This window comes from Nocardia vinacea NBRC 16497, from assembly GCF_000308835.1.
In the GTDB taxonomy this organism is placed as follows: Bacteria; Actinomycetota; Actinomycetes; order Mycobacteriales; family Mycobacteriaceae; genus Nocardia; species Nocardia vinacea.
Map to the genome: position 1 here is coordinate 1 of NZ_BAGN01000115.1, position 14,302 is coordinate 14,302.

The 14,302-nt window shown below is 66.5% G+C and carries 14 protein-coding genes; 8 read left to right on the top strand and 6 right to left on the bottom strand.

The features are described from left to right. The 4 genes from ON44_RS15655 to ON44_RS15670 form a co-directional block, all read right to left on the bottom strand. A partial coding sequence (locus ON44_RS15655) for a hypothetical protein (protein WP_218007582.1) occupies positions 1-859 on the bottom strand: 859 nt, incomplete at its 3' end. Between the two features lie 8 nt (positions 860-867). Continuing rightward, the gene (locus ON44_RS15660; RefSeq protein ID WP_040690614.1) at positions 868-2,328 is read right to left on the bottom strand and encodes a protein phosphatase 2C domain-containing protein; all 1,461 of its coding nucleotides are present in this window, start codon (positions 2,326-2,328) and stop codon (positions 868-870) included. A gap of 6 nt (positions 2,329-2,334) precedes the next feature. Then, positions 2,335-3,069 carry a vWA domain-containing protein gene (locus ON44_RS15665; RefSeq protein ID WP_040690616.1) on the bottom strand — a complete coding sequence of 245 codons (735 nt, stop codon included), beginning with the start codon at positions 3,067-3,069 and terminating at the stop codon, positions 2,335-2,337. Between the two features lie 12 nt (positions 3,070-3,081). Further along, positions 3,082-3,561, bottom strand: a complete 480-nt coding sequence (locus tag ON44_RS15670) for a hypothetical protein (RefSeq protein WP_040690618.1) — start codon at positions 3,559-3,561, stop codon at positions 3,082-3,084. Between the two features lie 406 nt (positions 3,562-3,967). Here ON44_RS15670 and ON44_RS15675 point away from each other — a divergent pair, with 406 nt between their 5' ends. The 4 genes from ON44_RS15675 (at position 3,968) to ON44_RS15690 (ending at position 8,380) form a co-directional block, all read left to right on the top strand. Further along, on the top strand, positions 3,968-4,837 hold the full coding sequence (locus ON44_RS15675; RefSeq protein WP_040690619.1) for an IclR family transcriptional regulator: 870 nt from the start codon (positions 3,968-3,970) through the stop codon (positions 4,835-4,837). 99 nt (positions 4,838-4,936) lie between these two features. Further along, complete coding sequence (locus ON44_RS15680; RefSeq protein ID WP_245567173.1) at positions 4,937-6,211, top strand: GlnX family signal transduction membrane protein; 1,275 nt, start codon at positions 4,937-4,939, stop codon at positions 6,209-6,211. Positions 6,212-6,249: 38 nt separating this feature from the next. Continuing rightward, entirely contained in the window at positions 6,250-7,197 is a 948-nt protein-coding gene (locus ON44_RS15685; RefSeq protein WP_040690621.1) for a glutamate ABC transporter substrate-binding protein, read from the top strand. A 4-nt stretch (positions 7,198-7,201) separates the two neighbouring features. After that, complete coding sequence (locus ON44_RS15690) at positions 7,202-8,380, top strand: hypothetical protein (protein ID WP_040690622.1); 1,179 nt, start codon at positions 7,202-7,204, stop codon at positions 8,378-8,380. Positions 8,381-8,639: 259 nt separating this feature from the next. Here ON44_RS15690 and ON44_RS52565 read toward each other — a convergent pair whose 3' ends face one another. After that, the gene (locus tag ON44_RS52565) at positions 8,640-8,819 is read right to left on the bottom strand and encodes a hypothetical protein (protein ID WP_245567184.1); all 180 of its coding nucleotides are present in this window, start codon (positions 8,817-8,819) and stop codon (positions 8,640-8,642) included. Between ON44_RS52565 and ON44_RS15695 the strand changes: the two genes are divergently transcribed. From ON44_RS15695 to ON44_RS15710, 4 genes are read left to right on the top strand one after another with little or no spacing between them, the layout of a single operon-like run. Then, positions 8,809-10,800, top strand: a complete 1,992-nt coding sequence (locus tag ON44_RS15695) for a tetratricopeptide repeat protein (RefSeq protein WP_444543892.1) — start codon at positions 8,809-8,811, stop codon at positions 10,798-10,800. The genes ON44_RS52565 and ON44_RS15695 overlap by 11 nt on opposite strands. Beyond that, positions 10,797-11,861, top strand: coding sequence for a serine/threonine-protein phosphatase (locus ON44_RS15700; protein ID WP_040690624.1), 1,065 nt, complete (start codon positions 10,797-10,799; stop codon positions 11,859-11,861). Before ON44_RS15695 ends, ON44_RS15700 begins: the two co-directional genes overlap by 4 nt. Beyond that, on the top strand, positions 11,858-13,144 hold the full coding sequence (locus ON44_RS15705; protein ID WP_040690626.1) for a vWA domain-containing protein: 1,287 nt from the start codon (positions 11,858-11,860) through the stop codon (positions 13,142-13,144). The genes ON44_RS15700 and ON44_RS15705 overlap by 4 nt, the downstream gene beginning before the upstream one ends. Further along, complete coding sequence (locus tag ON44_RS15710; RefSeq protein WP_040690628.1) at positions 13,144-13,815, top strand: FHA domain-containing protein; 672 nt, start codon at positions 13,144-13,146, stop codon at positions 13,813-13,815. The genes ON44_RS15705 and ON44_RS15710 overlap by 1 nt, the downstream gene beginning before the upstream one ends. Positions 13,816-13,896: 81 nt before the next feature. On the opposite strand, the gene ON44_RS15715 is transcribed toward ON44_RS15710, so the two are convergent. Next, complete coding sequence (locus tag ON44_RS15715; protein WP_051182064.1) at positions 13,897-14,157, bottom strand: SRPBCC family protein; 261 nt, start codon at positions 14,155-14,157, stop codon at positions 13,897-13,899. Positions 14,158-14,302 lie beyond the last annotated feature (145 nt).

Here is a 14,302-nt window from a genome sequence, read left to right on the forward strand (position 1 = left end):
GCGCTCGCAGATCCGCCGAGGTCAGATCCGGGTGCGGGGTGGTCAGCAGCCGGTCGACCTTCTGGAAATCCCCGCTGGGCAGCAACTGGGCGTACTGCCGATAGTCGAGCTGATTCGCGGCCAGATCCTCGGCGAGGCAACGAATCATCAGCAGTGCGAATTTGAACAGATCGGTGGTCGCGGTGAACTGCTGCACCGGATACGGGGGCCGCCACGGCAGCGGATCCAGTCGCGGGGTCGCCCCGCGGCCGCCGATGAGGAAGGAATCGCAGTCCAGGAAGTAATTGTGCGCCGAGACGATACCGTCGACCGGGCGCGCGTCGGTGGTCAGAATATTGTTCGGCTGCAGATCCCCGACCACGATGTCGTTGTCGTGCAGGAACTGCAGATCCACCAGCAACTGCCCGAGCCGCGCGATCTTGTGCGGGAAGTCGAAATAAGTGTGGCGGCGCTTCTGCGCATCCGACACCCGCACTGCGACCCGGGTGAAGGCGCGCGGCTGCGGCCCGGTGTGTGATTCGAAGAAGAATTCGCGCGGCGCGAGCGGCATGAGAGTGCCTACCACCGTTTGGTTTTCGACGACCACGGCATGCGGCCACGCGCACAGCTCCAGTAGCCGCTTCCGGTCGTCCTGATCCAGCCGGTGCGGCCAGCCGACCAACTCGCGCAGCACCTCCGGCTGCAATTGGCGCACCGTATCCCGGTCATAGCGCTTGAAGGCGACCGACACCTCATCCGGTGTCGTACACCGCCACACCTGCGCGGAACCGCCCTCACCCAACGGGAAGTCGCCCACGATGCGCAGTTCGTCCACGCGGTACTCGGTACGGCCGGCTGCCGACCACCCCGGCATTGTCATTGCCCCACCTACCGTCTTTCCCGGGCGGGCCCGCGCCCGCGTGTCGGCCAGGCCGCGACGATGGTGCGGTCATCGTGCAGGCCGGGCAGGTCGAAGCCGACGAGCTGACCGAAAACATGTTCGGCGGGCCGCGGCCCGGCGATCTGCGGCAGCAGCGTGGCGAATTGTTCGGGCACCAGCCGGATCGCATCCGCCATCCCGTCACTGGCCAGCACCACCATCAGATTCGACGGCACGAACGTGAGTCCGGCGATCACCCGATCGGCATCGCGTGGCAGTGACGGCGTGACATTGCTGATCATTCCGCGCTTGGTCGCGTGCTGGGTAAGCCATTTGGTGGCACCGGAATTCAGATCCACGAGCAGCAGATCGCAATCGCCGACGGTCGCCCAGGCCAGCGGATAGCCGTCCGCCGATACCGGGCCGAGTGCGGCGAAGGCCAATGTGCAGGCCGGGATCGAGGTGCGCTTGTTATCGCCCGCGCCGTGCGGGCTGCGGTAATCGAGCTCGGCGGCCAGTTCGTCGACCGACCCCGCGTCGAGTTGGGCGGCGACCTTCGCGGTGATCTCCGCGGCGAGCGGCTCCCAGGTGGACGGATAGCCGATGCGATCGAGCGAACTCGCGTACCGGTGCAGCAGCGTCAGGCAGGCGCGGGTCGCGCGCTGGGCGGCGGCATGGGAATTGGCGGCCGAGCCGAGTCCGTCCGCGACCGCGAGATAGACCCAGCCGCGATCCGGGTCGCCGCCGATGGCGTAGGCGTCCTCGCGGGTGTGGCCGTCCTTGGCGTGCGAAAGTCCCACCTGCGTCGCGGCATAGACGTCGTAGCGGCCGCTGCGGCCACGGTCGACCGTCAGTCCGCTCACGCCCGACGTGGTCAGGGCGGGCAGTTCCACCGGACGGACGGGCTCGGGGCGCTCGACCTCTCGGCGCATGGTCTCGTCGCCGCGTTCGGGGGCCCGGACATCTGCTCGGGGGCGCACCAGCAGGACCGCCGCTCCGGTCGCCGTCGCGGCAAGGAAACATATGAGAGCCGCGGGTAACCACGACACCCAGGACCGTTCGTCTCTGGGTGCGACGATCGAAACCATCAGCAGGTCACCCGCATTACCGAGGGACCGGATGTCGACTTCGTTACCGACGACATCCCTGTGCTTCCCCGGCGACGGCTTGAATCCCTGCGGAAAGGTGATGGGAGTACCAGAAATCAGCGCACAGGTGTCACCCTGCTTATTGACCATTTTCGCACGGATGGGCCAATTCGACACGCCGACAACACTTTCCGGCTGGGCGGAGGCCGGTGGACAGCCCGTGAGGCCCGCGGCGACGACCTGATCGGTAACCCATGCCGTCGTCCAGCTCTCGGTCTCGCTGTCATTGAGTAGCTGCACAATGATCGACAGCAGCGCACCAAGCAGTGCGATCCCGGCCACCAGCAAAATGGGGCGTTGGCGAAACGTATCCAGCGTCATGGCTATTCAGTCCAGTTCCCGCATACCGAGGGGCGTACGGAACAGGAACCTGCCCTGCCCGACACTGCTGCTGATCGAGAACTTGATGCTGTTGATGATGGCGCGCAACAGATCGCCCGGCGCCACACTGCCTTCGGCGACACAGGCGACGCCGACCGGATTGCGTGAGCGCAACTGCCGCACCGTGTCCTCGCGCACATCACCGATGCCGAGGGCCACCACCACCGGGCGGAACGGGTGGCTGGGCGCCTCCAGTCCGGCGCGTACCGGCACCCAGACCTCATCGGGCTGGAATTTTCCGCGCACCTGCGGATTTCCGTCCGTGAGGAAGAAGATCACCGGCGTGTAGGTGTCCAATCTCGCGCTGGCGAAACGCTTGTGGTCACCACGCAATTGCCGGTCCAGATAGCGGAATACGTCCGCGTAGTCGGTCGCGCCCTGGCGTGGCAGCGCCGGAATGGACGGGTCGACCCGCAGCGGGGTCAGCGGCAGCACCGCGACGGCGGAATCACCGAAGGCGACTACCGAAAGATGTGCGGTGTCATAGGTGGTCGGATCCTCCTCCAGCACATTGAGCATATCCGGTAGCGCCTGCTCCACCGTCTCCAGCGGCGTGATCTTCTGGTTGGTCCATGCCGGATCCCACATCGACCGGGAGACATCGCAGACGACATAGAAGGGGAACACCCGGCTGGCGCTCACTCCGGCCTGGGTGAGTTTGAAACGAGTATCCTCACGCATTCCTGGCTCCGATTAGTTGGAAATTTCTGCGCGGCAGTACATTCCGCGACCAGTGGCCTGTTGATCGGCGACGACCTTGCCGTCGACGGTGATCTTGCAGTGGGCCGCACCTGTGGGATCGGGCGTGCCCTCGATGAAGACGACGAAACCGCCGTTCCGGTTGCTGACCAGGGTGCGCGAGTAGGGCAGTGTCGTAGCGCCCGCGCCGAGGTAGCTGCTGGCACCGTCACTCCAGCTGAGGTCGCGGACCTTGCCGCTGCCGGTCACGTCGAAGACGACGGTGTGCTTCTTGGTCTGCTCCGGTTTCCCGGTGGGTCCGGGAGTAACCTTCCCGCTCGAATCGCCGCTACTACGAGTCGATCCGGTGGGCTCATCCTGAGTCGAGGCCTGATCGACATGCGGCAGTCGGATATCGAGATTCGACTTGCCGACCGCGAGGAAAACCGCGGCCGCCGCGACCACCGCGAGAACGGCGGTGAGTAGGTACTTCACTGGGTTCACTTTCCTGCGCGCCAAGCCCGGTGGACGGGACCTGGAATCAGCGTCCGGCAAATCCGGTGCGGAAACATCCCCGCCGTATCACTGAGTGACACGTTCATCGAAATTGGCTGTGCGTGCATTGATTACGGTCGCCTCGGGGTGCGACGCTGGAGGGTTGGATAGGGGTGCGTTAGGGGTCGGTACCGAACACGGGTCGGTACGTTTCGGGCCCCCTGAGATTCGCGGCACCGACCAACGAATAACCAACGGCCGTCCAATGTGGCACCGGTTTGACACCCGTGGCGATGCGGTCGCACACTCATCGCAACCGCGCATTTCTCGCGCGGCCGGTTCCCAATTCCCGAGAAGGTCGACATGATGTGTCGCCGCTGTGCTCCGGTCGCCTCGGCGGTGCGATATGCCCGATGACAGAACCGTGGTGGGCCGCGCCGTCGCGATTATCGAGGCGGTCGCCGATTCCCGGGATCCGGTGTCGCTGGCCGCCTTGACCAAGCAGACCGGCATTCCGAAACCCACCGTCCGCCGCATTGCCAACGATCTGGCCCGACGCGGCATGCTCGAACTGACCCAGGACGGCTATCGTGCGGGCACGCTGCTGATCTACCACGGTTTGCGCGCGGCACAGCAGCACGGTTTCGTCGTCACCGCGCAGCCCTACATCCAGGACCTGTATATGCGCACACGCGGCGAAATCGTCTGGTGCGCAAGCCTGTACGGTGGTGAGCTGACCCTCAACGGTTCGGCGTTCGGCCGTAACTACGCCGAGGTGATGAAGCGGCAGAACTGGCCGAGCCTGGCCTCCTTCGGGCCGAGTATGGTCCTCACCGCCGCGGGGCGGCTGCAGATCGCCGCGCACGAAGAACAGGCCGAACAGATCCTCGCCATGCGCTGGCCACCGCTGACCCAGTATTCGGTGACCGATCCGCGCAAACTGCGGGCACTGCTCGACGAGGCCCGCGACACCGGATTCGCGCACGAACGTGAGCAAACGGCGGTCGGCTGGAGTTGTGTGGCATCGGCGGTGCGCGACAGCTCGGGTGCGTTGATCGGCGCGATCGGGATCACCGGCCGCAGTGCCGTTCTCGAACAGCGCAGTCTGCATACCGGATTGGTGCGCTCGGTGGAATCGCTGCAGCACGAGCTGCGCGAAGACAAGTCGGCGGGCCTACCGCTGGGCAAGCCGTCGAAGTCCTTCGGCGATATCTTCACCCAGTACCCGCGCTGGACGCCGAACCTCGCACCGCTGCTCGATGCGACCTCGGATTGACCTCGGATTTCGATACCCCCGGCGCGATGGGCAGCAAACCCGAATTCCCTCCCGTACTATCGCGATCGGGAACACCGGCCGGGTAGATGAAGGGGGACGGTGTTGGAGATTCGCCTACCGGCGACCATGCGCAACGGGGGTGCGTGGTTACGGCGCTTCGCCGGGACGACTCCGGGTGCCATCGGCGCGGTTGCCGTCGTAACCGCGGTGTTGGGTCTGCTTGCCGGGTTGACCTCGGCCGATCAATTGAGCGGCAAGATCGCTCGGCGCGATACCGTGCTGGAACACACCGAACCGCTGGCCTACGCCGCACAGACCCTGTACGTCGCGCTGTCGGCCGCCGACGCGTCCGCGGCGACGGCCTTCCTGTCCGGTGGCATCGAATCACCGGAGGTGCGCGGGCAGTATCAGCAGGCGCTTGCCGAAGCGGCATCCGCACTTGCGGAGGCGACCGCCGGGGCCGCCGATCAGCAGAGCAGGAATATCGTCGCCAGGATCGCCGCCGACCTGCCCGCCTACACCGGCCTGGTCGAAACCGCACGGGCAAACAACCGGCAGGGCTTCCCGGTCGGTTCGTCCTATCTGCGCGAGGCCTCACTGCTGATGCAGAATTCCTTGCTGCCCAACGCCGAAATGCTGAGCAAGGACCGCATGGCCGCGATGCGCCGAGATCAGCACGATATCGGCGCGCTGCCGTGGACGACCATCGTGCTGCTGATGCTGGTTCTCATCGGTTGTGGTAGTGGCACTTTCGTCCTGCTGCGGCGCACCAATCGCCGGGTGAACCTCGGTCTCGCGGTCGCCGCGGGCGCGACCGCCCTCGCGTTGTTCTGGGTGGTCGCCGCGACGATCATCGCCGCGGCCGCACTCGATACCGGCAAATCCGGGGCGACCAGTCGCTTCGAAACCCTGACCCGGGCACGGATCCTGGCCCAGCAAGCGCGCACCGACGAAACCCTGGAGTTGATCACCCGCGGCGATATCACCACGAGCGAAACCGATTACCGCAAGCACACCACCGAACTCGCGGATCGGTTGGCGACGGCGACCGGACCCGATTCCGCGGCCTCGCGCAGCGTGCTCGGCTGGACCGCCGGACACGCCAAACAGCGTGCGGCCTACGAGGCGGCGAACTATCCCGCGGCCGTGGCGCAGGCCATCGGCACCGGTCCGGACACCTCGGCGACATTGTTCGCCCATCTCGATCAGCTGTTGCGCGACAACCTCATCCAGGAACGCGGTGAGTTGCGCCACGGCGTCGACGCGGCGGGTGCGACCTTGACGCTCAGCCCGGCGGGGACATTGGTGCTGCTGTTCGGCGCCGCGGCCTCGACCGTCACCGGCCTGTGGCCACGGCTGAAGGAGTTCCTGTGAGACAGCGAAACCCCCTGCGGCGGTACGGCTTCGGATGGATGGCGCTGATCGCGGTGAGTGTGCTGGTGACCGCATGTGGTTCCGGCATCCAGGCCCCGGCGTCCACGAATGTGGCCGCGGTCAACCCCAAACCCGATCTCGTCGAGATCACCACGCCACCGCAGAGCGAAGCCGGCGGCAACTGCGATCCGGAGGCCACCCTGCGTCCCGGGCCGTTGCCGAGTCCCGGTGCGATGCCGTCGGGTTCGGCCATGGCGGCCATCGTCGCCAATGGCAAACTGCGGGTCGGCGTGGATCAGAACACCTACCTGTTCGGCTTCCGCAATCCTGGCACCGGACAGCTCGAGGGCTTCGATATCGATATCGCGCGCGAGATCGCCCGATCCCTCTTCGGTGATCCGGACCGGATCGAATTGCGTTCGGTCACCGCGGCCGAGCGGATACCGGCCCTGCAGAACAAACAGGTCGACCTGATCGTGCGCACCTTCTCGGCGACCTGTGAGCGGCGCCGCGATGTCGACTTCTCGGGTGTGTATTACCGTGCGACCCAACGCCTTCTGGCCACCCGCAACTCCGGCATCCGGGCGGGCGCGGATCTGGGTGGTAAACGGGTGTGCGTCACCCGGGGCACCACCTCACCCGGACCGCTGTTCAGCCTGCCCAAGCGGCCCGTTGTTCTGGGCGCGTCGAACTGGACCGACTGTCTGGCCGCGCTGCAACAGGGTCACGTGGACGCGATCAGCGGCGACGATCCGATCCTGGTCGGCCTGGTAGCCCAGGACCGGAATCTGGAGATCGTCGGTGAGGTGATCGGAACCGGCGCGTACGCGGTCGGCATCGCGCAGGGGCATCCGGATCTGGTCCGCTTCGTCAACGGCGTGCTGGAACGCATCCGCAGCGATGGCACCTGGCAGCAGCTCTACAACACCAGACTCAGCGCCCTCGGCCCGTCGCCGGGTCCACCGGACCTCCGCTACAAAGAGTAAGACCATGCAACTACTCACTCTCACCGAAATCGACGGTGAATTGGCCATCCGCACAGTCGAATTCGATGCCATCACCGCCACCCTGCTGGAACTGGACAAACATCCGGGCCACACACTGCTGCAGCGCTATCCGCCGACCGGGGTGACCGAACAGCGCTGGCTGCCGGTCCGCGCCGCGCTCGCGCTGATGTGGGAGGACTACAGCCGTCTCCAGATCATCCTGGATTCCGCGCGCAAGGCGCGCGGCACTCGAGCTCGCCTCGACGACGGTGAGCGCGCCGAACTCACCCGGCTGCTGCGCGGGCGTCCCTACGAGGCCGCGCGCACGCCGATACCGATGGCGCAACGTTCGCTCACCGGACCCGCCGAAGAGGTTCTGTTCGTCGGACTCGCCGATACCGTTGATCGCATGCGGGCCACCTTCCCGGAAATCGCCGAATTCTTCGACGCGATCGATGCGGTGAACACCCGGGTGATGTCGGGCCTCGCGCCACTGCAGGACACCCTGGAAAAGGCGGGCGCGGCCGGGGGCGAGACCAGGCAACTGCTCGTGATCGGCGACGGCATCGCCGAATTGCTGAGCCGTTCGGCGACCGATCCGCTCGCGCTGACGGTGCCGGAGATCGATGCGCGCATCGCGGAGTTGTCGGGGGAGTTGCGGCAGATAGCCACCATCCTCGCTGAACTCGATGCGGTCGCTGCGGATTGGGTCGAGGCGGTCGCCGAAACGCGCAGGCGCTTGGCTGTGCTGCGGGCCACCCGAGCCCGCGCGGCGCAGGCACGGACGCAAGTCGAGACGAAGATTCTGGCGGGCCCGCTGCCGGTGTACGAGGACAACATCACCGCGCTCGAAGCGGAACTCGATGCGTTGTCCGCGAATTCGGGTACGGCAGCGGAGTTGGTCCGGTTGCGTACACGGATCGCGGACGCGACCGCGGGAGCGGCCACCGTGGAGGAGTTGGCTCAGGGCCTGCTCGATCGGCGTAGCGAATTGCGCGGACGACTGGCTGCCTATCAGGCGAAGGCGGCTCGTCTCGGCGTCAGCGAGGACCGAGATGTCCTGGCCTCCAATCAGATCGCGGCGGGTCTGCTCGCGCGGCGACCGTGCGATCTGGCGGCCGTCACCCGGGCGGTCGCCGACTTTCAGCAGATCATCGGGGAGAAATCGGGGCGGGGCGGATGACCTGTAATGAGCCGGGATGCGGCGGCACGATCGAAGACGGATACTGCGTGGTGTGCGGTACCGCACCAGCCGAGGCGACCACGATATCGGCGGAAATACCCATCCCGCAGGGGGTTTCGAGCAAGGATCGCAGCTGCGCCGAACCCGGCTGTACTGGAACTGTTGTCGGTGGGTATTGCGACGACTGTGGTACGGCTCCGGCTGAATCGCGGCAGGCTATCTGTGCCGAGCCGGGCTGCGGCGGAAACATCGTCGACGGCTACTGCGATGCTTGTGGCACAGCTCCGGCCGGAAATTCCGGAACTTCCGCAGTGTCGGCCCGCTCGGAAAGCACCCGCGCCTCCGGACGTTCGGTGCGCACCGGCCGGTCCTCGTCGAAATCCAGCGCTCGCGGTCGGCTCGGCGCCGGCATGGTGGAGGTGCCGCGGATGCCGCGCATCGACCCGGCCACCGCGGTCCTGGCCGATCCGCAGGTCGCCGAGGGAAAGCGGTTCTGCGGCAAATGTGAACGACCGGTCGGACGCGGCCGTGACGGTATTCCCGGCCGCGGCGAGGGCTTCTGTCCCAACTGCGGTACCCGGTTCTCCTTCACACCGAAGCTGAGCAAGGGGGATCTGGTCGGCGGACAGTACGATGTGGTCGGGTGTTTGGCGCACGGCGGGCTCGGTTGGATCTATCTGGCCACCGACCGCAATGTCGCCAACCGCTGGGTGGTGCTGAAAGGTCTACTCAATTCCGGGGATCTGGACGCGATGGCCGCAGCGGTCGCCGAAAAGCGATTCCTCGCCGAGGTCGAACATCCCAGCATCGTCAAGATCTACAACTTCGTCGAGCACCGCGGCGCCGACGGTGTCGCGGTCGGCTACATCGTCATGGAGTACGTCGGCGGAACGTCGCTCAAACAGATCCTGCGCGCCCGCCGCGATGCCGGCGGCAGCTATCTGCCGCCGCCGCAGGCCATCGCCTACATTCTGGAGATGCTGCCCGCCCTCGGCTATCTGCATTCGCTCGGCCTGGCCTATTGCGATTTCAAGCCGGACAATGTGATGCAGACCGATGAGCAGCTCAAACTCATCGATATGGGCGCGGTGATCGCCATGGACGATCAGGACAGCCCTATTTACGGCACCATCGGCTATCAGGACCCCGAAATTTCCCACAGCGGGCCGACCGTCGCCACCGAGGTCTACACCGTCGGACGCACTCTCGCGGTATTACTGATGAATGTGCCGCAGCAGGGCGGACATTTCGGCGCGCTGCCCGGTCCGGACGCCGAACCGCTACTGGCGAAATACGATTCGCTGCACCGATTCATCCTGCGCGCCACCGACGCCGATCCGGAGGCGCGCTTCTCCTCGATGGAGGAGATGGCCGATCAGCTGACCGGTGTGCTGCGCGAGGTGCTGAGCATCGATGACGGTGTGCCGCGTCCCGGAATGTCGGCCTACTTCGGGCCGCCGCGTGGCGTATTCGGCATTCAGGAAGCACCGACGCCGACGAGTATCGTTGCGGCACTACCGGTTCCGCTGGTCGATCCGAACGACAGCGGTGCGGCTCTCCTGGCCACCACCGGCGGAACTTCACCCGCCGAACTGGAACCCGCCTTCGAGGCGGGACTGCGCTCGGTGGTCACGACCCGCGATGCATCCGTGGAGATTCCGCTGCGGCTGGTGCGCGCCGCCTTGGAGATCGGGGACCCGATCGACGCACTGCGCCGACTGGAGGAGCTCGCCGCCGTCCTGCCCGGCGATTGGCGCTTGGCCTGGTATCGCGGTCAAGCCGAACTGCTCGCGGGCAGTATCGACGCGGCGTATGCCGAATTCGATGCCGTGTATGCCGCATTGCCCGGTGAGGCCGCACCGAAGGTCGCACAGGCGGCCGTCGCCGAACTCGCGGGCGCGCAGTCGGATCGGCAACGGGCTGCGCGCTACTACGACACGGTCTGGCGCACCGACCACGGCTTCGTCAGCGCCGCCTTCGGGCTGGCCCGGCTGCGCAATGCGGACGGCGATCGGGACGGTGCGGTCGCCGTACTCGATCAGGTGGATTCGGCCTCGGCGCTCTACACCGAGGCGCGGCTCACGGCCGTGGAGACCATGCTGGCCGACCGCGCACCCGATGAACTGTCGGAACCACTGCTGCGTGATGCGGGCGGGCGCGTCGAAGCATTGCGGATCGAATCGAAAAGCCGTGGCGCACAGGTGCGGATGCGCGTGCTGGACGCCGCATTGAACTGGCTGCGCGCGGGTAAAGCACCGACAACACATGGGGCGCTGCTCGGCGCCAACCTCGATCAGGACGGAGTACGAACCGGTTTGGAGCGCTGCTATCGCGACCTCGCCCGCGAAACCGAAGATATGTGGGCCCGATTCGAGCTGGTGGATCGTGCCAATGCGATCCGGCCGAGGACGACCCTATGACCGAGTCCGATATCGCGGTGAAGCCGCGATGCCCGGCATGCGCGGCGCGGGTCGGGGTCGCCGACCGGTTCTGTGAGGCCTGCGGTCGTGAACTCGGCGCGCGGCGTATCGCGCTGCCGCGGTCGGATCCGGATGCGGCACCGACATGTGAGGGGTGTGGGGGCACCCGATACGACGCCGACGGTTACTGCGGCGGCTGCGGTCAATTGCGGCCGCAGCCGGATCGATTCGAGGCCGATCTCGGCGCGGTCTATGTCATGACCGATCGCGGTATCGCGCACGCGCGCAACGAGGATGCGGTCGCCGCCGCGGTACTGGAAGACGGGGCCAAGCGCCCGATCGTGACGGTGATCACGGTCAGCGACGGCGTCTCCACCTCTGACGATCCGCAGGCGGCTTCGGGCGCGGCGGCGCGTGCGGGCGTCGACGCCTGCCTCACCGCATTGGCCGAAGCCCGCTCCGGCACGGCGGTGGTCATGGCCGGGCTCACGGCCGCGTCACGGGCCGTCCGCGATATCGCGACGCACGACGGTCACGCTCCGTCGTGCACCTATGTTTCGGCCATCGTGCGCGGATACGGCGGTGACGGCGTGGAGATCACCGTCGCGAATGTCGGTGACAGCCGGGCATATTGGTTGCAGGGCGCCGGTATCGAGCCGATCGTGGGCGGGAATCTGCCGTCGACGCGGCTGACCGTCGACGACTCGTGGGCGCAGGCGCTCGTCGATGCCGGTGCCATGGACGAGCAGTCCGCGATGCAGGATCCGCGGGCGCATACCCTGCTGCGCTGGCTCGGTGCCGACAGCGAGGACAAAGCGTGGTCGGACCGATGTGTGAAGACCTTTCACACCACGGGTCCCGGGATGCTGTTGCTGTGCAGTGACGGACTCTGGAACTACATATCCGATCCGGCGGCGCTGGCGCGGATGGTCAGCGGGTTACCGCGCGAGGAGGCGGCGCGGGCGCTTGTCGAATTTGCACTACGGTCCGGGGGGAGCGACAACATCACCGTCGCACTGGTGCCGATCGGGCCATCGGTCGATGCAGGAGTAGCACAGTGAGTTCCATTGCGAATAACGGTATTTCGGTAGCGATAGACCAGAACGAATATCTGGCCGAGGGCGCGGATACGGTCGACGCGGTGGTGACGGTGGAGACCGGAGCGGATTTCGTGGCGGCCGGACCGGAGCCGGACCGACTGGAGGTGCTGATCCTCGACTGCTCCGGATCGATGGCCACCGGCAAGAAGTTCGAGGGTGCACGCCGGGCCACCCTGGCCGCACTCGATGTATTGAAGGATGGCACCCGGTTCGCGATCATCGAGGGCACATCGATGGCGCGGCTGACCTATCCGAGCGATAAACCATCGGTGCCCGTCAACCGCGATACCAGGGCAGCGGCCCGCCGCGCACTGGACAAGTTGCGCCCCAACGGCGGCACCGCCATGGGCACCTGGCTCGGGCTTACCCGGCAGCTGGCCAAGAAACATCCGGATGCCATGGTGCACGCCATTCTGCTCACCGACGGTAAGAACGAACATGAGGAACCCGCGGCGCTGGTCGCCGAGATCAAACAGTCCGAGGGGATCTTCACCTGCGACTGCCGCGGCGTCGGAACCGACTGGCAGGTGGACGAATTGCGTGCCATCGCCTCGGCACTGCACGGCACGGTCGATATCGTCGCGGATCCGGCGAATCTGGCGGCGGACTTCGCCGCCATGACGCAGACGTCGATGGCCAAGGCGATTCCGGAACTCACCCTGCGGGTGTGGACACCGGCAGGAGCCACCGTCCAGTTCGTCAAGCAGGTCGCGCCGACCATCGAGGATCTGACCGCGCGCCGCACCGATGCCGGACCGCAGCTGGGGGAGTACCCGCTCGGGGCGTGGGGTGCCGAGGACCGCGACTATCACGTGCAGGTGCGGGTCGAGCCCGCCGCGCCGGGACGGGAGAAACTCGCGGCCCGGATCAGTGTGGTCGCCGGCGACGAGGTGGTCGGTCAGGGATTGGTGCGCGCGGTATGGACCACCGAGACCGAGCTCTCGGCCAGGATCAGCAGGCGCGTCGCGCATTACACCGGACAGGCCGAACTCGCCCAGGTCGTGCAGGAGGGGTTGAGCGCGCGTAAAAACGGTGATGTGGAGACCGCGACGGCGAAGCTGCGGCGCGCGGTCGAGCTCGCCGCCGAATCCGGGAACGAGGGCACCGCGAAGCTGTTGCGCGGTGTGGTCGAAGTGGATGAGCGCAATGGCACGGTGCGGTTGCGCGCCAGAGTCGAGGCCGCGGACGAAATGGCCTTGGACGCACGTTCTACCAAGACGGCGCGGGTACGCAAGGAGGGGTGATGGCGATTGCCACCTGTCCGGACGGGCATCAGTCCGTCGCGACGGATTACTGCGATGTCTGCGGTTCACCGATCGGTGCGCCCGCGCCGACGATCGCGGCCGCGCTGTGCCCGTCATGTGGGTCGCCGAGCACCGGTCGCTTCTGTGAAGTTTGCGGCGCCGATTCGGCGCTGCCGACGCCGGTGCCGCGTGCGGCCGCGCCGACCGAAATCGTCACCGCCACCGCGGTTTCCGACGCCGAGGTCGCGAGCGTGGCCGGTGCGGTGACATGGGTCGCCACGATCACCGCCGATCGCGAGTTCTACGACCGGGTGCAGGCCCGCAAGGGCCCCGACGCCGATCAGGTCGAGTTCCCGGCGTTCTATCCCGAGCGCCGAATCATGTTGCGCGGAACCGACATCCTGATCGGCAAACACAGCGTCTCCCAGGGCCTGCAACCCGAGATCGATCTGGGCATCGCCCCCGCCGACGCAGGCGTCTCCCGCGCCCACGCGATCATCCGCCTCACCGAAACCGGCATAACCATCACCGATCTCGGCTCCACCAACGGAACAAGCCTCAATGGCAGCGAAGACCTGATCCCCGCCGAGGCGCCGGTCCAACTCCAGAGCGGTGACCGCATCCACCTGGGCGGCTGGACCACAATCATCGTGACCGCCGAAAACCGCTGAGCGAGTACCGCACACCCTCATCGCCAGCTCACACCCGGTAGCTGCGACAGTGGGTGCACCAGCAGGCAAACGCGGCACGACTCAGCGCCCGAGGTTCGGCGACGACTCCACCTCGTGCAACACTTCGTCGATGCGCCGCATGACATGGGTGCGCCAGCCGGCTTCCATGATCGCGCGGGCCTTCTGCTGGAGCGGATGGTCCGGATCGAATCCGGCGTGTTCCAAGAACAATCGGGTGCCCTTGCCCTCGGGCTCCAGCGTCCAGGTGATCGTCCAGTCGGCGCCGTGCTCGGCATTCGGGTCGGCATCGCGCCAGCCGACGCGCAGCATCCGACTGGCCATTACGGCTCGGCAACCCAGGGTCCTCCACGACGAATACCGACTACGTGAATAGCGGTTTCTGCCATTCCGGAACCCCACCCACCGGCGAAGGTGTGGCGTGCGCTGACCGAACCGCCGGGGAACAGCCAGCGCGAGTTCGGATTCG